Origin of the sequence: Laribacter hongkongensis DSM 14985 (genome assembly GCF_000423285.1) — a bacterium.
Taxonomy (GTDB): Bacteria; Pseudomonadota; Gammaproteobacteria; order Burkholderiales; family Aquaspirillaceae; genus Laribacter; species Laribacter hongkongensis.
This window is the reverse complement of sequence record NZ_AUHR01000004.1, coordinates 152,720-172,382: the sequence shown is the minus strand read 5'-3', so window position 1 is coordinate 172,382 and position 19,663 is coordinate 152,720. Positions and strand designations below refer to the sequence as shown.

Here is a 19,663-nt window from a genome sequence, read left to right as displayed (position 1 = left end):
CTTTCAAATCGGCGTGCCGCACGACGCGGCACGCCCTTGCCGTGTGCCGGAACTCAGTCCTTCAGCAGGCTGTCGAGCTTTGCCGCCTTCGGCTTGACGAGCCAGAAGTGGTCCACTGCATCGTCAAAGTTCTCCAGCATGGCGCGTCCGGCAACCGAACCGGTGTATTCGACATGCCGGGCAATCTTGTCGAGCAGATAGGCACGGTACTGGCCCATGGCTTCGCCACGGATGCGGTTGATATCGATCAGCTCGTTGTTGTAGCGGTGCGGGAAGCGTTCGTCCTCGTCGTAGACGAAGGCAAAGCCGCCCGTCATGCCGGCGCCGAAGTTGTGGCCGGTGTCGCCCAGCACGATGACGCAACCGCCGGTCATGTATTCGCAGCAGTGGTCGCCCGCCCCTTCGATCACGGCCAGTGCCCCCGAGTTGCGCACGCCGAAGCGCTCGCCCGCCACACCGGCGGCAAACAGCTGGCCACCGGTAGCACCGTAGAGACAGGTATTGCCGACGATGATCGACTCGTTGCTCTTGTAGCCAGCGTTCTTCGGCGGATACACCACCACGCGGCCACCGGCCATGCCCTTGCCGACGTAGTCGTTGGCGTCGCCTTCCAGTTCCAGCGTCAGGCCCTTGGCATTCCACACGCCAAAGCTCTGGCCGGCCGAACCGGTGAACCGGAAGGTCAGGCAGCCGTCCGGCAGGCCGTCGGCTCCGTGCACGCGGGCAATCTCGCCCGAGATGCGCGCACCGATCGAGCGGTGGATGTTGCGGATCGGGTATTCCAGACGCAGCATCGACTTGTGGTCGATGGCTTCACGGGCATCCACCACCATCTGTTCGGCCAGTTCGCCCAGGTCAAACGACGGGTTGCTGTCGACCACGCAGTAGCGCGGCTCGTCGGCCGGAATGTCGCCCATGGAAATCAGCGAGCTCAGGTCGAGTTTTTTCTGCCGGTCGGTATGGCCGGCCATGAGCTCGATCAGGTCGAGGCGGCCGATCAGCTCGTCCATGCTGCGCACGCCGAGTTTCGCCATCCACTCGCGGGTTTCCTGTGCCACGAAGGTGAAGTAGTTCATCACCATTTCCGGCAGGCCGATGAAGTGCTTGCTGCGCAGTTTCACTTCCTGGGTGGCAACGCCGGTGGCGCAGTTGTTGAGATGGCAAATGCGCAGGAACTTGCAGCCCAGCGCAATCATCGGGCCGGTGCCGAAGCCGAAGCTCTCGGCGCCAAGGATGGCCGCCTTGATGACATCAAGGCCGGTCTTGAGGCCGCCGTCGGTCTGCATGCGCACCCGGCCGCGCAGGCCGTTGGCGCGCAGTACCTGCTGGGCTTCGGTCAGGCCCAGTTCCCACGGCGTGCCGGCGTACTTGACCGACGTCAGCGGGCTGGCGCCCGTACCGCCGTCGTAGCCGGAAATGGTAATGAGGTCGGCGTAGGCCTTGGCCACGCCGGCGGCGATGGTGCCGACCCCCGGTTCGGCCACCAGCTTGACCGATACCAGCGCACGCGGATTGACCTGTTTGAGGTCGAAAATCAGCTGGGCAAGGTCTTCGATCGAGTAGATGTCGTGGTGCGGCGGCGGCGAAATCAGGCTGATGCCCGGCTTGGAGCAGCGCAGCTGGGCGATCAGCGGGCTGACCTTGTCGCCCGGCAGCTGGCCGCCTTCTCCCGGTTTGGCGCCCTGCGCCACCTTGATCTGCAACACTTCGGCGTTGACGAGGTAGTGCGGGGTGACACCGAAGCGGCCGGAGGCGACCTGCTTGATCTTCGACATCTTTTCGGTGCCGTAGCGCACCGGGTCTTCGCCGCCTTCACCGGAGTTGGAGCGTCCGCCCAGCCGGTTCATGGCGATGGCCAGTGCCTCGTGTGCCTCGGGACTCAGGGCACCGAGCGACATGCCTGCGGAGTCAAAGCGCTTGAGGATGGCCTCGACCGGTTCGACTTCTTCCAGCGGGATGGCGGCCCTGTCGTCGGCCTTGAGCTGCATCAGGTCGCGGAACATCGCCACCGGACGGCTGTTGACCAGATGGGCGTAGGTCTGCCAGGCGTCGTAGTCGCCGTTCTGCACCGCCTTTTGCAGCATCATTACCACGTCCGGGTTGTAGGCGTGGTATTCCTCGCCATGGACGTACTTCAGCAGGCCGCCCTGCGACACGGGGCGCATCGGATTGAAGGCAAAGCGCGCCAGCGATTTCTGGTCGGCCTCAAAGTCTTCGAAGCGGGCGCCCGACACGCGGCTGACGGTGTCCTTCAGGCACAGCTCGACCACGTCGTCGTGCACGCCAACCGCTTCAAACAGCTGGCCGCCGCGATAGCTGGCGATGGTGGAGATGCCCATCTTCGAGAGCACCTTCATCAGGCCCTTGTTGATGCCCTTGCGGTAGTGCTGCAACGCCTCGTTGACACGCTGGTTGATTACGCCGGCCTGCACCATGTCGACGATGACCTGGTAGGCGAGATAAGGGTAGATGGCGGTGGCGCCGTAGCCGATCAGGCAGGCAATCTGGTGCGGATCGCGCGCGGTGCCGGTTTCGACCAGGATGTTCGAGCGGCAGCGCAGGCCGGCGTCGATCAGCGCATGGTGCACGGCGCCGGTGGCGAACAGGGCATGGATCGGCAGCCGGTTGGCGGCGATGTTGCGGTCGGACAGCACCACGATCACCGTGCCTTCGCGCACGGCCTCGGTGACGTGCTCGCACAGACGACGGATGGCGCCTTCAAGGTCGATGTCCGACGGGTCGTAGCACAGGTCAAAGCTGGTAGCCTTCAGGTACGGCTCGGAGCGGGTGGTGACGTGGATGAACTTTTCGTGGCTCAGCACCGGGCTGCGGATTTCCAGGCGCTTGGCGTGTTCGGCGGTCTCGTCGAACATGTTGCGCTCGGGACCGAACACCGAGTTGAGCGACATCACCACGGCTTCGCGGATCGGGTCGATCGGCGGGTTGGTCACCTGGGCAAACTGCTGGCGCAGGTAATCGAACGGCGAGCGCACCTTTTGCGACAGCACGGCCATCGGCGTGTCGTCGCCCATCGAGCCGGTGGCTTCCTGGCCGTCCTCGGCCAGCACGCGGATGACCTGGTCGCGCTCTTCCTGGCTGACGTTGAACATCTTCTGGCAGACGGTCAGCTGCTCGGCTGACATCGGGGCCAGCGTGGTGTCGTCGTCCAGCGAGAATTCGAGCTTTCTGGCGTTGTCCTTGATCCACTGGCGGTAAGGCTTGGCCGCCTTGAGCATGGCGTCGATGTCTTCCGGCATCAAGAGCTCGCCCGTTTGCAGGTCGGCAGCAAAAATCTGCCCCGGCTTGACACGGCCCTTCATCACCACGTCTTCCGGTGCGTAATCCCAGACGCCGACTTCGGACGAAATGGTCAGGATGCGGTCTTTGGTCAGCACGTAACGCGCCGGGCGCAGGCCGTTGCGGTCCAGCATGCAGGCAGCGTAGCGGCCGTCGGTCAGCACGATGCCGGCCGGGCCGTCCCACGGCTCCATGTGCATGGAGTTGAATTCGTAGAAGGCGCGCAGGTCCTTGTCGGTGGAATCGACGTTCTGCCAGGCCGGCGGCACCAGGAGGCGCAGGGCGCGGAACAGCGGAATGCCGCCCATCAGCAGGCCCTCGAGCATGTTGTCGAGGCTCATCGAATCCGAACCGTCGGTCTGCACGATGGGACGCACGGCATCCATGTCGAGCATCGGCGACGCCATGATCTGCTCGCGGGCCCGCGCCCAGTTGCGGTTGCCCTGCACGGTGTTGATTTCGCCGTTGTGGGCGAGGAAGCGGAACGGCTGCGCCAGCTTCCACTGCGGCCACGTATTGGTCGAGAAGCGCTGGTGGAAGACCGCCAGGCTCGACTCGAAACGCGGGTCCTTGAGGTCAAGGAAGAAGGCCGGCAGGTTTTCCGGCGTCACCAGACCCTTGTAGGACAGGGTGTCCGGGTTCAGGGTCGGGATGTAGAAGCTGGCATCCACGCCTTTGGCAGCCTTTTCGGCCAGCCGGCGGGCCACGTAGAGGCGGCGCTTGAAGTCGGCTTCATCCATCCCGAAAGGACAGTTGACGAATACCTGCCGGATCGCCGGCAGCGTCTTGAGCGCATACTCGCCACAGGCCGACGCATCGGTCGGCACCTCGCGGTAGCCGGCCACTTCCAGTCCCTGCGCTTCCAGCGACAGCGTCAGGGCCGACAGAGAGGCGGCTCCGGTTCCTTCCTCGCGGCTGACAAACACCAGACCGGCTGCATAGAGTTTTTTCAGCGCGATGCCGGCCTCGGCCGCCACCTCGCGCAAAAAGCCGTCCGGCTTGCGGAACAGCAGGCCGCAACCGTCACCGGACTTGCCGTCGGCAGCCACTGCCCCGCGGTGGGTCAGCTGCGCAAGCGAGCTGATCGCGGTGGAAACCAGCCAGTGCGACGGCTGATCGTCCAGTTGGGCGATCAGGCCGAAGCCACAGCTGTCCTGTTCAAATGCCGGGCTGTACAGCGTGCCCCGCAACCATTGTTGTCGTTCCATGTCCACCTGCCTGCGTAACATCAAATCATGACAAAGATGGATTGATTGTATGAATGGAATTTCCTGCCGGGCAACGGTTTTTTGTGCATTGCAAATAACCAACAAATTCAATAGCTTATAAATTCATTTCCGGCATTTTTTACTGAAAAACAATTCACAAAACATGACCGCCATGCAAAACAGCCTTACAAATGTTTAATAAAATAGACACAAAAATCAGTTCAAAACCACAAAAACAACCGATATTATTTATTTGTCATAGCAAGAAAGCCGAAGAAAACCCGTCATGTATTACACATGACGGGCCTGAATCATGCGGCCCGCCGTCAGGGCAACGGGATGCCGGACATGCGTCTTTTCAGTCGGCCAGCCAGTCGCGTCCGGTCAGGAAATCCGACAGCAGCAGAGCTTCCGGCGAGCCGGCTTCGGGATGATGGTCATAGCGCCACTGTACTTGCGGCGGCATCGACATCAGGATCGACTCAGTGCGTCCACCCGATTGCAGGCCGAACAGGGTGCCGCGGTCAAACACCAGGTTGAATTCCACATAGCGTCCTCGGCGGATGGCCTGCCATTCGCGCTGCTGCGCACCAAACGGCTGCTGCTGCCGCTTTTGCACGATCGGCACATAGGCCTCCAGAAAGGCATCCCCCACGCTGCGGGTCAGGGCAAAGCTCTGCTCGAAACCCAGGTCGTTCAGGTCATCGAAAAACACACCGCCAATGCCGCGCGGTTCGTTGCGGTGCCTGAGGAAAAAGTAGCGGTCACACCATGCCTTGTAAGCCGGGTAGCGGTCGGCACCGAACGGTGCCAGCGCATCGCGGCAGACCCGGTGAAAGTGCACCGCATCTTCGGCCTCACCATAATAAGGCGTCAGGTCCATGCCGCCACCAAACCACCACACCGGCGGCTGGCCTTCGGCCGTGGCCATGAAGACGCGCACGTTCATGTGCGTGGTCGGTACGTACGGATTGCGCGGGTGCAGGACCAGCGACACGCCCATCGCCTCGAAGGCCCGCCCGGCCAGCTCGGGCCGGGCCGCGGTGGCAGAAGCCGGCAGCGCACCGCCCTGCACATGGGAAAAGTTCACGCCGCCGCGCTCGAACAGCGCGCCCTCTTCCAGCACACAGCTGAGCCCGCCGCCCCCGGCTGGCCGTTGCCAGCCATCGCGGTGAAAACGGCCACCGCCGTCGAGGGATTCCAGCGCGTCAACAATGCGCGCCTGCAAGGAAGTGAAGTAGTTCTTGAGGGAAGCAACAGGCAGTTCGGTCATGGCGGACTTGATCAGGATCAAATCCGCCATTCTACCCGCGCTTTACGCCAGCGCCTGCGCAAGGTCGGCCAGCAGGTCGTCCACGTCCTCGATACCGACCGACAGCCGCAGCATGCCTTCACGAATGCCGAGCGCCTGTTTCACCCCGGCCGGCATCGAGCCATGCGACATGGTGGCGGAATGGTTGACGATGCTTTCCACCCCGCCGAGCGACTCGCCCAGCGCAAACCATTGCAGCCGCTCGGCCACCTGTGCGGCGGCTGCCCGCGAGTCATCCTTCAAATAGATGGTGACCACGCCGCCAAAGCCGCGCATCTGCCGGCTGGCCAGCTCATGCTGAGGGTGCGTCGGCAGCCCGGGATAAATCACCTTGTCGATCGCCGGATGCGTGGCCAGGAAACCGGCCACGGCCATGGCATTGTCGCAGTGGCGCTGCATGCGCAAGGCCAGGGTCTTGATGCCGCGCAGGGCCAGGAAGCAGTCCTGCGGTCCCGGCACGGCACCGGCCGAGTTCTGCACCAGCTTGAGCCTGGCGGCCAGCTGCTCGTTGTCGGTACAGACCACGCCGAGGATCACGTCCGAGTGGCCGGCCAGGTATTTGGTGGCCGAGTGCATGACGATGTCGATGCCGGAATCGCGCGGGTTTTGCAGGTACGGCGAGGCAAACGTGTTGTCGATGGCGGTGGTCACGCCACGGGCGCGGCAGATGGCGGCCACGCGCGGCAGGTCCACCAGCTTGAGCAGCGGATTGGTGGGAGATTCCAGCCAGACCAGCCGGGTGCGTTCGCCAATGGCGTCTTCCAGCTGTTCCGGGCGGGTGGTCAGGTCCAGGAACGTCACCGTCACGCCGGCCGGAGCATAGATCCGGGTCAGCAGCCGGTAGGCACCACCGTAACAGTCGGCCAGTGCGATCACTTCGTCGCCGGCGACCAGCGTGGCACGCAGCACGGCATCAATGGCGGCCATGCCGCTGCCGAAAGCCAGGCCGTACTGCATGCCTTCCAGCGCCGCCACATTGGCCTCCAGCGCTGCACGGGTCGGATTGGCCGAACGTGAATAGGAGTACGGCTGCTCGTCGCCCAGCCGGTCGTAGCTGAAAATCGAGGTCTGGTACACCGGAGGCATGACCGCATGCGTGGCCGGGTCACGTTCATAGCCGGCATGGATGGCGCGAGTGGCAAACTTCATAACGGTACTCCTGCACGCAGATCGGGACCGGCAGGGTAACAGCCGCCCGGAGCCGAGACAAATACGCCAGTCCGGCCCGGATCCCGGCGTTAACCCGCCGCTAAAAGTGTTGTGTTTTCATGCGGATGAGTCACGAAACCTAGATAGAGCTTTCACTCCAAAGCGACACGGGCATGATGGGGAAAAATTAAATCCCATATGGAAACCATTGATATTTCTCAATAATTTCCAAAGTACTTGCCTTTACATCCCATTACAAAAGGGCTATTTTCCACGCCTTTCCAGCATTGCTGAATTCACGAATGTCCAACCAACGCGTTTTTGACTTCCTCCGTCACCAGCTTGCGAACTACCCCAAGGCCGACTGCCTGAGTGCACGCAAGGGGAAAGACTGGCAGCGTTTCAACACGCAGGAAGTCCTGGAAATCGTCGACCGCCTGAGCCAGGGGCTGCTCAAGCTCGGCATCCGTCGCGGCGATACCGTTGCCCTGATTGCCAACAACTGTCCCGAGTGGCACTTCATCGACTTTGCCCTGCAGCAGATCGGCGCCGTCAGCGTGCCGCTGTACCCGACGCTGACGCTCGACGACATGCGTTTCATCGTGCAGCACGCAGAAATCAGGCTGGCCTTTGCCGGCGACAAGGCCCTGTACGGCAAGCTCAAGGATGCCACCCAGGGCATGAACTGTCCGGTCTACACCTTCGAAAACGTCGAAGGCGCCACCAACTGGGAAGAACTCCTGATGGCCGGTGGCGACGGCAATCCCGAGGTACTGGCCGCGCTGCGCGACTCGGTGCGTCCGGACGACCTCCTGACCATCATCTACACCTCCGGCACCACCGGCCGTCCCAAGGGCGTGATGCTGAGCCACCGCAACGTGGTCAGCCAGGTGGAAGCGGTCTGCCGCTTCGTCAAGCCGCTGGTACCGGGCCAGTGGCGCACGGTGAGCTTCTTGCCGCTGTCGCACGTGTTCGAGCGGACCGCCTGCTACTTCTACATCAGCGCCGGCGTCAGCATCTACTACGCCAAGAGCATGGACGTCATTGCCGCCAGCCTGCAGGACGTGCATCCGCAGATGTTCACCACCGTGCCGCGCCTCCTGGAAAAGGTATACGAGAAGTTCGTCTCCAAGAGCCACGAACTCAAGGGCGTGACCCGCAAGCTCTACGAAGCGGCGCTGCGCTTTGCCGAATCCTTCGAGCCCAACACCCCACCCAAGGGACTGGCCGCCTTGCAGTACAAGCTGTACGACAAGCTCGTCTACAGCAAGTGGCGTGCCGCCATGGGCAACGAGGTCCAGGTCATCGTGGTCGGCTCGGCCGCCTTGCAGCCACGCCTTGCGCGCGTGTTCTGGGCTGCCGGCATCATGGTGACCGAAGGCTACGGCATGACCGAATCCGCTCCGGTCCTGACCGGCAACCAGCTGGACGCCGACCAGGTGGACATCGGCACCGTCGGCATTCCGCTCGACAACGTCGAGATCCGCATTGCCGAAGACGGTGAAATCCTCGCCCGCGGGCCCAACGTGATGATGGGCTACTACAAGGACGAGGAGATGACCCGCGAGACGCTCAAGGACGGCTGGCTGCACACCGGTGACGTCGGCGAGATCAACGCCCGCGGCAATCTGCGCATCACCGATCGCAAGAAGGAAATGTTCAAGACCAGCTGCGGCAAGTACGTCGCCCCGCAGGTGATCGAGAACAAGCTCAAGGAATCGGCCTACATCGACCAGGTGATGGTGGTCGGCGACGGCCGCAAGTACGCCAGCGCGCTGGTGGTGCCGCTGTTTGACCAGGTACGCGCCTGGTGCAGCCAGCAGGGTCTCCAGATCAAGAGCGAGGCCGAGATGGCCAGCCACCCCAAGGTGCGCGAGCTGATCGAGCACGAGGTCAAGCGCTTCAACCGCCTGTTCGGCAGCTGGGAGCAGGTCAAGAAAGTGGCGCTGGTCGAACGGCCGTGGAGCATCGACGCCGGCGAGCTGGCTCCGACGCTCAAGCTCAAGCGCAAGGTCATCACCGAACGTTTCCGCAAGCTGATCGACTCGCTCTACCCGCATCATTCCTGATCGCTGCTCCGGCCCGACAACGCCCCGGCACACCCGCTGTCCGGGGCGTTGTGCCGTTCTTCGCACGGTGCTGGCATCAGCGGCAAAAGTTTCCGAGGCTCAGACCACCGGGAGTTTCCTCCCCGTTTTCCGGAGCCAGAACCATGCTGTCCGATCCGCCCGACGCCCCCCTCTCCGACGACAACGTCGATACCCCGCACGGCCTCAGCCGCCGCCACCTGCTCGGGCTGGGGGCGGCGGCCCTGCTTGCCCCTGCCTTCCGTCCGGCCCGTGCCGCAACACCGGCTGCCGCCGGCAGGAACCTGCCGGCAGACGTGACCAGTGCCACGCCACCGGGCTTTCCGTGGAAGAAATTCCATCTGGACATCGCACCCGGCCCGACGCTGGCCGGCGGCGGTCAGCTGATCCGCATCAACAGCCAGCCCAGCGGACCGGAAATCCGCCTGAAAAAAGGCGAGATGTTTTACGTCACCGTGCGCAACCGGCTCAAGCAGCCGACCACGGTGCACTGGCACGGCATCATCGTGCCCAACCTGATGGACGGCGTGCCTGACGTGTCACAGGTGCCCCTGCCGTCCGGCATCGAAACCACCTATGCCTGGCCGGTGGTGCAGTCGGGCACCTTCTGGTACCACTCGCACATGGGGCTACAGGAACAGCAGGGGCTGGCCGGTCCGCTGATCCTCGAAAGCCCGGACAATGACGGGCTGAAATATGACCGCGAAGCGGTGCTGTTCATGGAAGACCGCCTGACGGCTGACCCGGAACAGGTGCTGGCCGCCCTGCAAGGCAAACCGGCCCCGCCCGCCGCCCAAGCTGCCGTCACCCCGCCCTCGCAACCGGTGTTTCCCTATCCGGGCGGCAAGATGTTCGGCGTGGACGTGCAGTACGGCCTGTTTCCGCTCAACGGCCGCCTGCCCGACGAACCGGCGGTGATCGACGCCCGGCCGGGTGAAGTGCTGCGCCTGCGCATCCTCAATGCCTCGGCCTCGTCGTATTTCCTGTTCAACGTGCAGTCGCACCCGCTGGAAGTGGTGGCCAAGGACGGCAACCGCACGCGCCCGCTGCCGGCCGACAACATCCTGCTGGCAACGGCCGAGCGCTACGATGCGCTGGTCAGGGTCGGCAAGCCCGGCATCTACCGCATCACCGGCGCTGCGATCGGCCAGACCGGCGGCGCACTGGCGCTGTTGCGCGTCGGCGGCGCCCCCCTGCCGGGCAAGGCGGCCGCGCCGTCACCGGCCAATACCCGGCTGGAAGGCAAAACGGTCGATGCCGACGATGTCCGTGCGCCGTTCGTTACCGAACTGCCGGCCGCGCTGGTGGAAACGGTGCCGGAAGTGCTGGCCGGCAACATGCAGACCTACCGCTGGAGCATCAACGGCGAGTACTACCCGGATGCCCGCCCGCAGCTGGTCACCGCCGGCCGCCGGGTCAGGCTGGAGGTGGTCAACGACACCATGATGTTCCACCCGATGCACCTGCACGGGCATTTCTTCCGGGTGGAGCGCGAAGGCATGACGGACGCAGCGCATTCGGCACTGATGGATACCTATTCGGTGCCGCCGAAATCACGGGTCACGCTGGCGTTCTATTCCGACAATCCCGGCCGCTGGGTATTCCACTGCCACAACATGTACCACATGGTGACCGGCATGCTGCGGGTGATCGAATACCGCGCCGGCGGCTGAAACCGGGCAAGGGCCGGGCAGGCAGCATGTTTGTCCGGCCCTTGCCCCGGGATGGATGAATCCGGCCGGACAGCGCTGCCGGCCACTGCACGGAAAGCCACTGCCCGTACCGGCCGGCATGAGCCGGAGGCCGGTGTCGCTTTCCCGACCGGCGTCATGCCAGCCACCACTGCACACAGGCCTGCTGCTGCACGGGAATCACCTGCACGCAGCCTGTCCCATCCGGTGCAGGTTCATCCATGGCCGGCACCGGATGCACGACGCGCAACACGGGCAACCGGATGACCAGACCCTGGATCACGCCGCAGGACCGGTCTGGCCGAACGGCAGCCCGGACCTTATTGGTGTGCTCCCTGCAAATAGTGGTCGATCACCGCTACATCGGCGGCACTCGGTACGGCCACCCGTCCGTGGGCCGCCCGCATGTAACTTTCCATGTGTGCCACAACCCCTGGCCAGCGACCGGCGGGCAAGCGGTCGGGTGCCGGAGCGGCATGGCACTGGCTGCAATAGCGCTGCACCAGCCGGGCACCGTGGTTGCCGGCCGGAGCTGCCGTGTGCTGCCACATCCAGCCATTGCCGCGCAGGGTCTGCATCTGCCGGTAGCTGTCCTGCCAGTGCCGGCGCAGGGCAGCCTGCCGCTCCGGGCCGTCGGGCATGGCGGCCAGCCGGTTCATGTCGGACTGCATGCGGCTGACCTGCGGCTGCATGGCTTGAGCATACGCGGCTGGTGACATGCCCGACGGCATGGACCAGCCGGAGCCGGCCATCATGCCCGGCCCCCATTCACCACAGCCCATCATGCCGCAGGCACCCGACTGGTCCATGTCGCGCAGATAGCCCTGCATGGCCTGCCAGTGCCGCCCTGCGGCAGCCGGCTCCATCATGCTGCCCATGGGCATTTGCAGGCCGGCCACGCGCTGGCTCCAGTCTGGCGCACCGGATTCAGCCGCCTGCACCATCGTCATGGCCAGCAGCAACGCCAGCGCTCCTCCTGTCCGAATTGTCCGCAACCGCATCGCCGTCCCCTGAATCTGTCCCGAGGCTCTGACAGTAGGCAGCTGGACGGCCTCCTGCTGCCAGTGCCGGCTGTCCGGCCGCAAACAGGCTGCCGAACGGTACGGATGACCGGCAGAAAACGCCAGGACCGGCAGTGGAAAATGCGCGCCTCACAAATGTCAAATTGAATGACTTTTTTCTTGCAGGACAAGCACTCATCCGCTCACTGATTACAAATGCTTTGGCAAAAATCAACAGCTGCCTGTTCGTCATGAATCATATTTCATCTCCTACTGATATCCGGGTCCGGATAATCCAACCTTGAACGATCGGCAGCACCATGGCCTTTGAATCCCGCGCACTCTCCAGCCTCAAAGAGATCTTTCGCACGTATTTTGTCGATCGTGATTACTCGCCGCTCCTGTCCCACCTGTCCCCCCGGGTGGCATGGTTCGGCACAGGCAGCCACGAAGTTGCACATTCCCGGGCCAAGGTGGCACTGCTTCTCGAAGCCGAGCGCCTGTCGTGGCAGGGCCATTTCGACATCATCCAGCAGCACTACCGCAGCACGGCCATCACGCCGGACTGCTGCTGCATCTAGGCAGAACTGCATCTGCGCCAGAATGACAGCAGCGACCTGCTGCCGATGGAACTCCTCCTGCGCATCAGTTGCGTGTGTTGCGAGGCGGGGGATTCCATGCGCATCGAGCAGCTGCATACCTCGACCCCGAACACCGATCAGGCCGAACAGGAATATGTGCCCAGCCAGCGCACGGCGGAACAGAACCAGCGGCTGCGGGCACTGCTGGACAAGCGCACGCGTGAACTCAACCAGCGCAACCTCGAGCTGAATGCCGTACTCGACAACATGCCCGGTGCCGTATGCCTGTACCACCTGGACGATGCCCTGACCCTGACTTTTTGCAGTGCCGGATTCCTGAGCCTCATCGGACGGGACAGTACGCCCTCCGGACTGCGGGAACTCATGCTGGAAAACGAAGCCGGCCATGCTCTGGCAAACCGCCAGCTGCTGTTGCAGGCCAATCAGGACATCGAGCTTGAATACCAGGTACGCCGGCCAGACGGATCAAGCTGCTGGCTGCTGGAAAAAGGCCGCAGGCTGCCGGACGGCCAGATTCATGCCGTTCTGGTCGACATCGGCGCCCATCGCCAGCAGATGCAGGTCCAGCAGCGCAATGCCGACAGCTACCGCCAGGCACTGGGAGCCATGTACCAGCTTGTATTTGAAGTGGAGCTCGAACGCGATTCATTCATGCCGATTACGGATGTACGCAGCCATATCGACATTGAAATGACCAGTTCATTCCGCACGAATGCCGGTCGCATCCTGCGGGCCACCCTTCCCGGAAGACCAGGAAATCGTCCGCCAGACCTATTTCCCCGAGTGCATACATGAACGATTGCAGAAAAATACCGGCATCCACATCAGCGAATACCGCAAGTCCCTGAAACAGGGCGGCCATGAATGGCGGCGCTGCATCACGATTCCGGTACTGGATGACGGCGGCGTCCCCGACCGGCTGATTTTCTGTGTCTCCAGCATCGACGAGCAAAAACGCCAGCAGGAACGCATCCACCACGAAGCGCAGACCGACCACCTGACCCCGCTCCTGAACAAGTTTGCCATCGAGACCCGCATCGAGGACTGCCTGCAACAGGACCCGGGCCATCACGCGCTGCTGATCATCGACATCGACAATTTCAAGGACATCAACGACACCTTCGGCCACCTGTTCGGCGACGCCGTGCTGGCCAATCTGGCCATGCAGCTGCAACAGCATTTCCGCAGCGGTGACCTGCTGGGACGGATCGGCGGTGACGAATTCCTGGTGTTCATGCGCCATGTCGGCTCTCCCGTCCAGCTGGTCGGCAAGGCACGCGAGCTCTGCCAGGCACTGCGCAAGACGTTCCGGCAGACCAGCCGGACCTGCCAGATCAGCGCCAGCATCGGCATTGCCTGCACGCCCGAGCACGGTGCGCACTACACCGAGCTGTTTACCCGTGCGGACCAGGCGCTCTATCACGTCAAGGCCATGGGCAAGAACCATTACGCCCTCTATTCGCCCAAGCTGCACGACGTACCGGCCGAATACCACAGCCAGCGGGCGGCGCAAGAACCGTCCGCCACCATCCAGCACGACGATTCGCTGTTCGCCACAGTACTGGAGCTGCTCTACCAGGCCCGCGACATGGACACGGTACTTGAGCTGATCCTCGACCTGCTGGGCAACCGTTACAAAGTCAGCCGTTGCTATGTGTTTGAAAAGCACGCGCATGAACCGCTGGTCGACAACACCTACGAATGGTGCGCTCCGCAGACGGAAGCGATGAAGCCGAAGCTGCAGAATTTCCCGTACAGCAATTTTTCCGCCTTCCTGTCGCGCTTCGGCCCGGACGGCGTATTCAACTGCAGCAACATCAGCGAGCTGGAGCCGGACCTGCGCAGCTTCCTGCGATCTCAGGGGATTACCGCCATCCTGCTGGTTGCAATCATCGATGCCGGCGAGCTACGCGGCTTTGACGGTTTTGACGACTGCCAGGGCTCCCGCCAGTGGAGTGACGAGGAAATCGGCGCGCTCAGCACGCTGTCAAAGCTGATCGGCACCTTCCTGCTCAAGGCCCGGCTGGCCGCCGGACTGCAATCGGCACACAACAACCTGCAGGCCATTCTCGACAGCGTCGACAACGCCACCTACGTGGTGGACTGTGACACCCACCGGCTGCTCTACCTCAACCGCAAGACCCACGAGCTGGTTCCGACAGCCAGGGTTGACGACGTGTGCCACGAGGCCTTTTTTGACGGCTGCGTCACACCCTGCGAGCACTGCCCGCTGCCCCAGCTGTCTGCCAGCAGCCGTCATGCCCGCCGCGAGGTCTACAACCCCTCGCTGGGCATCTGGTCGGACGTTCAGACTTCGCTGCTGTCGTGGTGCGGACACGAGCATGTGGCCCTGATCAACTGCATCGATATCACCCGCTACAAGCTGTCCGAACAGACGGTGATTTCGCACAGCTGAAAAAAAACATGCCCCGGCAAGGCCGGGGCATGACATCGAAGCAGGGCCGGAACGTATCAGGCGCGCTTCTTGAATTCGCTGGTGCGGGTATCGATTTCGATCTTGTCACCGATTTCGACGAATGCAGCCACCTGGATCACGGTGCCGTTATGCAGGCGGGCCGGCTTCAGGACCTTGCCCGAAGTGTCGCCGCGCACGGCCGGTTCGGTGTATTCCACTTCACGCACCACGGTGGTCGGCAGTTCGACCGAAATGGCGCGGCCTTCGTAGAACACCACTTCGCACGGATCGGTCATGCCGTCTTCCAGGAAGGGCAGCACGTCTTCCATGTTTTCGGCTTCGACTTCGTACTGGTTGAACTCGCCGTCCATGAACACGTACATCGGATCGGCGAAGTAGGAATAGGTGCATTCCTTCTTGTCGAGCACGACGATGTCGAACTTTTCGTCAGCCTTGTACACCGCTTCGCTGGCGCTGCCAGTAAGCAGGTTCTTCATCTTCATCTTGACGACTGCGGCGTTGCGACCGGACTTGTTGTATTCGGTCTTCTGCACCACCATCGGTTGGCCGTCGAGCATGAACACGTTGCCGGAGCGGAGTTCCTGAGCGATCTTCATCTGATTCCTGTAACTGTCTGATTAGCGGCCACCAAGGGCCGGCGTTTCGGAAAACGCGTGATTATAAAAGACTTTCGCAAAAACGCGCCAGATTGGACGCCAGGTCGCCGTCGCCTGTACGCATCTTCACCCAGCGCCGGGCCTGTGTGGCCAATGCCGGGCGCACAGCCCGCCATTGCCACCATGCCTGCGGCACGTTTTCCGGCCCGGCATTCCACGCCAGCTGCCATGCCCGGGCAGCCTCGGCCACCGGGGCATCCAGCCCCTCGCACCAGCGTTGCAGCCAGGCTTCCAGCTTGACGAGATGGGCGTCTTCCTCCTGCCGGTAGATGTGCCAGGTCAATGGCTGGCCGGCCCACTGTGCCCGCACGAACGAATCCTCGCCGCGCACGAAGTTCTCCTCGCAACACCACAGCAGCCGGTCGTAATCGGGCTGTGCGACAAACGGCAGCACGGCCAGCGTCAGCGCCCCGCGGCTGACCACCTCGCCCACCGCCGGCCGTCGCCCCAGCCAGTCCGCCACCGAATCCAGCACCCGGCCGTCCGGCACCAGCACGGTCAGCGCCTCGTCGCCTGCGGCCACGGTGTCGAGCCAGACCGGTACGGCCGGATTGTCATAGGCGAACAGCGAAATCCTCGGCTGCCCCGGCGGCAAGGCAGACAGGCCCAGCCGGGCCAGAAACGCCTGTTGTGCCACCGGGTCGGCCACAAAGGCATCACGCTCCGCCAGCAGCGCAGCCTCGCGCAGCAGGCCGCCGGTACGGCCGGAAAATCCGGGGAAAAAGAAGTATTTGTCCAGCGGGGGCTGCGGCGAAGCCAGGCCATGACACGCCTCGGCCCAGTCTTCCGCCGTCAGGTATTCGAGGTTGATCCACACCGGCGCGGGCCGGTGCCCGGCCATGGCCTGCCGGAAACCGTCGGGCAACTGGCAGCCGAACGCCTCGACCACCACCTGCATCGGCTGCACACCGGCTGGCAGGGTGGCCCCCCACGGCTCGACCTGCACGCCGTCGATGCACTGCGACCCGCCCAGCGGATCCAGCGCCGGCGCCAGCCGGGCAAAACTGGCCAGATCATCCACCCACAACCGCACCGGTTCCTGGCGTTCGTGCGCCAGCTGGCGCGCCAGCCGCCAGGTCACGCCGATGTCACCGTAGTTGTCGATGACCGTGCAGAAAATATCCCATGAGAGCATGACAAACTTGAAAACCGGCCAAAGGGACGCATTGTTCCATGAATGCCCCGGCCGTCGAAACCCGCCGGCCCTGCCGACTGTCCACTTCCAGGAGACCCGGATGCAAGGAACTCCCTGCCCAGATTTCAGCCTGCCCGCCACGGGCGGCACCACGTTCACGCTGGCAGCGGCCCGCAAGCCGCTGGTGCTGTATTTCTATCCCAAGGACAACACGCCCGGTTGCAGCAACGAAGCGCAGGCCTTTGCCGCGCTACACGCCGATTTCGAGGCAGCCGGCTGCGAAGTGGCCGGTATTTCGCGCGACAGCCTCAAGTCGCACGAAAACTTCCGGGCCAAGTTCGACCTGCCCTTTCCCCTGCTGTCCGACCCGGATGAAACCGTCTGCAACCTGTTCGGCGTGATGAAGCTGAAAAACATGTACGGCAAGCAGGTGCGCGGCATCGAGCGCAGCACCTTCCTGATCGGCGAAGACGGCCGGATCGAAGCCGAATGGCGCGGCGTCAAGGTGCCGGGCCACGCCGAAGCCGTGCTTGCCGCCGTCCGGGCCCGCTAAGCCGTTTCTCCTTTCATCCCTTTCCGGCGGTTCCGCCGCTTCTTTCCGGAAGGACACCCTCCTTCCGCCTCCTTCGCCACCCGCCTTGCGGGTCCGCACCCCATCGTGGAGCCGGCAGCCTGCTGCCGCCGGCTCTCCTTGCCGGCCACTCGCACCCGAACGCTTGCTGCTCGCAGGACGGTGCCGCGCCAAGGAGACATGATTGAGTACGCTGCTGCCCCACCTGTCGCCCCTCACGGCCTTCGGCCTGCTCCTGCTGCTGGGAGTCGTGGCCGGACAACTGATTTTCCGCACCGCCCGCCTGCCCGGCGTCACCGGCTACCTGCTCGGCGGTTTCCTGATCGGCCCCCATGCCCTTGACCTGCTGGGTGCCCCGTTGATCCAGTCCACCCAGCCCGTCATGCAACTGGCACTGGGGCTGGCGCTGTTCGAGGTCGGCCGCCGGATCGACCTGGCGTGGCTCTGGCGCGAACGGCACATCCTGGCAGCCTCACTGGCCAGTTCGGCCCTGCTGGGCGGCGTACTGGGCCTGTACCTGACCGGACTGGGCTGGCCGGCAGCGCAGGCGCTGCTGCTGGCGTCGCTCGGCATGGGCAGTGCGCCGGCCGTCCTGCTGTCGATCCTGCGTGATACCCGTGCCGAGGGCCTGCTGACCGAACGGTTGCTGGCCCTGACCGGGCTGGGCAACCTGGTCGGCTTTGCCTGCTTTGCCCTGGCACTGGGCTGGCTCCAGGCCAGTCAGGGTGCTTCGCCCGCCACCGTGTTCAGCCACGCGGCCCTGCCGCTGCTGGCAGCCGTGCTGGCCGGGCTGGTGCTGGGCGTGCTGACCCTGCACCTGTCGAAATGGCTGGGCTACCGGCAATACGTGGCCCGGCAGGCACTGCTGCTCGGTGGCCTGACACTGTTGACCGGGCTGGGTGGTGAGCTGGCGCTGCTGCCGGCACTGGCGGCGCTGGTCTACGGTCTGACCGTGCGCAATCTCGACCGCCATTACGCAGTCACCGAACCTGCGCCGCTGAACTGGACGCCGATCCTGCTGATCGCCCTGTTCATCTTCACCGGCTCGCAGTTTGACTGGCGCCTGCTGCCACAGGCAGGGCTGGTGGCTGCCGGCTACATCGCCCTGCGCCTGCTGTGCCAGTGGTTGCCGCTGGTGCTGCTGGCCCGCCGCAGCGGGCTCCGTGGACGCCGGACCCTGTGGCTGGCACTGGCACAGACCCCGATGAGCAGCGGCGCTCCCGGCCTGCTGCTGTTGCCGTGGCTGGGCAGCCTGCTGCTGCCGGCCGGCAGCATGGCGCTGGCCATCACGGTGCTGACGCTGACCGAACTGGCCGGGCCGTCGCTGACGCAACTGGCCCTGCGCCAGGCGGGCGAGGCTTCGGACTGACGCAAAGGAGGACGCACCCATGCTGGATTTTTGCGCCAGCCAGCCCCTGACACTGGGGGTGGAGCTGGAACTCATGATCGTCAACCGGCACGACTACAACCTGACCCGGGGTTCTGACGACCTGCTGCGCCTGATCGGGCGCGAAGACCACGGCTTTGACATCAAGCCGGAAATCACCCAGGGCATGATCGAGATCGGTACGGCCATCCATACCCGCACGCGCGCCATGCTCGAGGAGCTGGATGCCATCCGCGCGGTGCTGGTGCGCGCGGCCGATACGCTCAACCTCGGACTGGCGGGCGGCGGCGCGCATCCGTTCCAGCACTGGAGCGAGCAGCGCATCTACCCCAAGGAGCGCTATCTGCTGGTGTCGGAGCTGTACGGCTATCTGGCGCAGCAGTTCACGGTCTACGGCCAGCACATCCACATCGGCTGCCCGGACGGCGACCAGGCCATCCGGCTGGCGCATTTCCTTGCCCGCTACATTCCGCACTTCATTGCCCTGTCGGCCGCTTCTCCCTACTACCAGGGCGTGGACACGCTGTTCCAGAGTTCGCGCCAGACCAGCGTCAATGCCTTTCCGCTGTCGGGCACGCTGCCCTGCGTCACCGACTGGGCCGGTTTCAACGATTATTTTGTCCGCATGCAGCAGCTGGGCATCGTGGCGAGCATGAAGGACTTTTACTGGGACGTGCGCCCGAAGCCGGAATACGGCACGGTGGAAATCCGGGTGTGCGACACGCCGCTGGACCTGCTGACCCCGGTGCTGCTGGCGGCCTACGCGCAGATGCTGGCACGCGAATGCATGGAATCCGGCTGGCAGGCCATCCACGGTGACAACTATCTGGCCTACAGCTACAACCGTTTCCAGGCGTGTCGCTTCGGGTTTGAAGGGCTGATCCTCAACCCGGCGGACAACGGACAGGTGTCATTGCAGCAGGATCTGGTCACGACGCTGACGCGGCTGGAGCCCCAGGCCGCGGCGCTGGGCTGCGAGGCCGAGCGCCAGCAACTGCTGGCCCGGGCACTGGCGCGCGACAACCCCAGCCGGCAGTTGCGCACGCTCTACGAACGCAGCGGCTCGCTCAATGACCTGGTCCGGCGGCAAAGCGCCGTGTGGATGCGTGATGCGGCCACGCTCTGAGCAC

The 19,663-nt window shown here is 63.8% G+C and carries 15 protein-coding genes; 8 read left to right on the top strand and 7 right to left on the bottom strand.

The genetic code is table 11. The features are described 5' to 3' along the window. Positions 1–53 precede the first annotated feature (53 nt). The 3 genes from gltB to G542_RS0105350 all read right to left on the bottom strand — a co-directional run bounded on the left by gltB (position 54) and on the right by G542_RS0105350 (position 6,966). Positions 54–4,505 carry a glutamate synthase large subunit gene (gene gltB / locus G542_RS0105360; protein ID WP_027823591.1) on the bottom strand — a complete coding sequence of 1,484 codons (4,452 nt, stop codon included), beginning with the start codon at positions 4,503–4,505 and terminating at the stop codon, positions 54–56. A gap of 358 nt (positions 4,506–4,863) precedes the next feature. Next, complete coding sequence (gene hemF / locus G542_RS0105355) at positions 4,864–5,778, bottom strand: oxygen-dependent coproporphyrinogen oxidase (protein ID WP_012696202.1); 915 nt, start codon at positions 5,776–5,778, stop codon at positions 4,864–4,866. Between the two features lie 42 nt (positions 5,779–5,820). After that, a complete protein-coding gene (locus G542_RS0105350; RefSeq protein ID WP_027823590.1) occupies positions 5,821–6,966 on the bottom strand; it encodes a trans-sulfuration enzyme family protein in 1,146 nt (381 codons plus the stop codon). Positions 6,967–7,268: 302 nt separating this feature from the next. On the opposite strand from G542_RS0105350, the gene G542_RS0105345 reads away from it, so the two are divergent. Together G542_RS0105345 and G542_RS0105340 are read left to right on the top strand one after the other, a co-directional pair. Beyond that, the gene (locus G542_RS0105345) at positions 7,269–9,035 is read left to right on the top strand and encodes an AMP-dependent synthetase/ligase (RefSeq protein ID WP_027823589.1); all 1,767 of its coding nucleotides are present in this window, start codon (positions 7,269–7,271) and stop codon (positions 9,033–9,035) included. Positions 9,036–9,178: 143 nt separating this feature from the next. After that, positions 9,179–10,726, top strand: a complete 1,548-nt coding sequence (locus G542_RS0105340) for a multicopper oxidase family protein (protein ID WP_027823588.1) — start codon at positions 9,179–9,181, stop codon at positions 10,724–10,726. A 154-nt stretch (positions 10,727–10,880) separates the two neighbouring features. On the opposite strand, the gene G542_RS18430 is transcribed toward G542_RS0105340, so the two are convergent. Further along, positions 10,881–11,027, bottom strand: a complete 147-nt coding sequence (locus G542_RS18430; protein WP_155826615.1) for a hypothetical protein — start codon at positions 11,025–11,027, stop codon at positions 10,881–10,883. Positions 11,028–11,064: 37 nt separating this feature from the next. Further along, entirely contained in the window at positions 11,065–11,745 is a 681-nt protein-coding gene (locus G542_RS0105330) for a hypothetical protein (protein ID WP_155826614.1), read from the bottom strand. A gap of 320 nt (positions 11,746–12,065) precedes the next feature. On the opposite strand from G542_RS0105330, the gene G542_RS0105325 reads away from it, so the two are divergent. From G542_RS0105325 to G542_RS0105315, 3 genes are read left to right on the top strand one after another with little or no spacing between them, the layout of a single operon-like run. Continuing rightward, positions 12,066–12,326 (top strand): hypothetical protein, encoded by a 261-nt coding sequence (locus tag G542_RS0105325; protein ID WP_027823586.1) that lies wholly within the window; start codon positions 12,066–12,068, stop codon positions 12,324–12,326. Between the two features lie 45 nt (positions 12,327–12,371). Further along, the gene (locus tag G542_RS0105320) at positions 12,372–13,142 is read left to right on the top strand and encodes a PAS domain-containing protein (protein WP_155826613.1); all 771 of its coding nucleotides are present in this window, start codon (positions 12,372–12,374) and stop codon (positions 13,140–13,142) included. A 4-nt stretch (positions 13,143–13,146) separates the two neighbouring features. Next, positions 13,147–14,763, top strand: a complete 1,617-nt coding sequence (locus tag G542_RS0105315) for a sensor domain-containing diguanylate cyclase (RefSeq protein ID WP_027823584.1) — start codon at positions 13,147–13,149, stop codon at positions 14,761–14,763. Positions 14,764–14,819: 56 nt separating this feature from the next. On the opposite strand, the gene efp is transcribed toward G542_RS0105315, so the two are convergent. Together efp and earP are read right to left on the bottom strand one after the other, a co-directional pair. Then, positions 14,820–15,380 (bottom strand): elongation factor P, encoded by a 561-nt coding sequence (gene efp, locus G542_RS0105310; protein WP_012696195.1) that lies wholly within the window; start codon positions 15,378–15,380, stop codon positions 14,820–14,822. Between the two features lie 61 nt (positions 15,381–15,441). Next, a complete protein-coding gene (earP, locus tag G542_RS0105305) occupies positions 15,442–16,575 on the bottom strand; it encodes an elongation factor P maturation arginine rhamnosyltransferase EarP (RefSeq protein WP_027823583.1) in 1,134 nt (377 codons plus the stop codon). A gap of 100 nt (positions 16,576–16,675) precedes the next feature. On the opposite strand from earP, the gene G542_RS0105300 reads away from it, so the two are divergent. The 3 genes from G542_RS0105300 (at position 16,676) to G542_RS0105290 (ending at position 19,659) form a co-directional block, all read left to right on the top strand. After that, positions 16,676–17,128: a peroxiredoxin gene (locus tag G542_RS0105300; RefSeq protein ID WP_012696193.1), complete on the top strand. Its 453-nt coding sequence runs from the start codon at positions 16,676–16,678 to the stop codon at positions 17,126–17,128. Positions 17,129–17,330: 202 nt separating this feature from the next. Continuing rightward, the gene (locus G542_RS0105295; RefSeq protein WP_027823582.1) at positions 17,331–18,515 is read left to right on the top strand and encodes a cation:proton antiporter domain-containing protein; all 1,185 of its coding nucleotides are present in this window, start codon (positions 17,331–17,333) and stop codon (positions 18,513–18,515) included. Positions 18,516–18,534: 19 nt separating this feature from the next. Further along, positions 18,535–19,659 carry a YbdK family carboxylate-amine ligase gene (locus G542_RS0105290; protein WP_027823581.1) on the top strand — a complete coding sequence of 375 codons (1,125 nt, stop codon included), beginning with the start codon at positions 18,535–18,537 and terminating at the stop codon, positions 19,657–19,659. Positions 19,660–19,663: the final 4 nt, after the last annotated feature.

What these genes read in the sequence shown, in the direction of transcription:
- gltB (WP_027823591.1), bottom strand. Translation starts at nt 4,505, where the DNA reads ATGGAACGACAACAATGGTTGCGGGGCACGCTGTACAGCCCGGCATTT.
- hemF (WP_012696202.1), bottom strand. Translation starts at nt 5,778, where the DNA reads ATGACCGAACTGCCTGTTGCTTCCCTCAAGAACTACTTCACTTCCTTG.
- G542_RS0105350 (WP_027823590.1), bottom strand. Translation starts at nt 6,966, where the DNA reads ATGAAGTTTGCCACTCGCGCCATCCATGCCGGCTATGAACGTGACCCG.
- G542_RS0105345 (WP_027823589.1), top strand. Translation starts at nt 7,269, where the DNA reads ATGTCCAACCAACGCGTTTTTGACTTCCTCCGTCACCAGCTTGCGAAC.
- G542_RS0105340 (WP_027823588.1), top strand. Translation starts at nt 9,179, where the DNA reads ATGCTGTCCGATCCGCCCGACGCCCCCCTCTCCGACGACAACGTCGAT.
- G542_RS0105330 (WP_155826614.1), bottom strand. Translation starts at nt 11,745, where the DNA reads ATGCGGTTGCGGACAATTCGGACAGGAGGAGCGCTGGCGTTGCTGCTG.
- G542_RS0105325 (WP_027823586.1), top strand. Translation starts at nt 12,066, where the DNA reads ATGGCCTTTGAATCCCGCGCACTCTCCAGCCTCAAAGAGATCTTTCGC.
- G542_RS0105320 (WP_155826613.1), top strand. Translation starts at nt 12,372, where the DNA reads ATGGAACTCCTCCTGCGCATCAGTTGCGTGTGTTGCGAGGCGGGGGAT.
- efp (WP_012696195.1), bottom strand. Translation starts at nt 15,380, where the DNA reads ATGAAGATCGCTCAGGAACTCCGCTCCGGCAACGTGTTCATGCTCGAC.
- earP (WP_027823583.1), bottom strand. Translation starts at nt 16,575, where the DNA reads ATGCTCTCATGGGATATTTTCTGCACGGTCATCGACAACTACGGTGAC.
- G542_RS0105300 (WP_012696193.1), top strand. Translation starts at nt 16,676, where the DNA reads ATGCAAGGAACTCCCTGCCCAGATTTCAGCCTGCCCGCCACGGGCGGC.
- G542_RS0105290 (WP_027823581.1), top strand. Translation starts at nt 18,535, where the DNA reads ATGCTGGATTTTTGCGCCAGCCAGCCCCTGACACTGGGGGTGGAGCTG.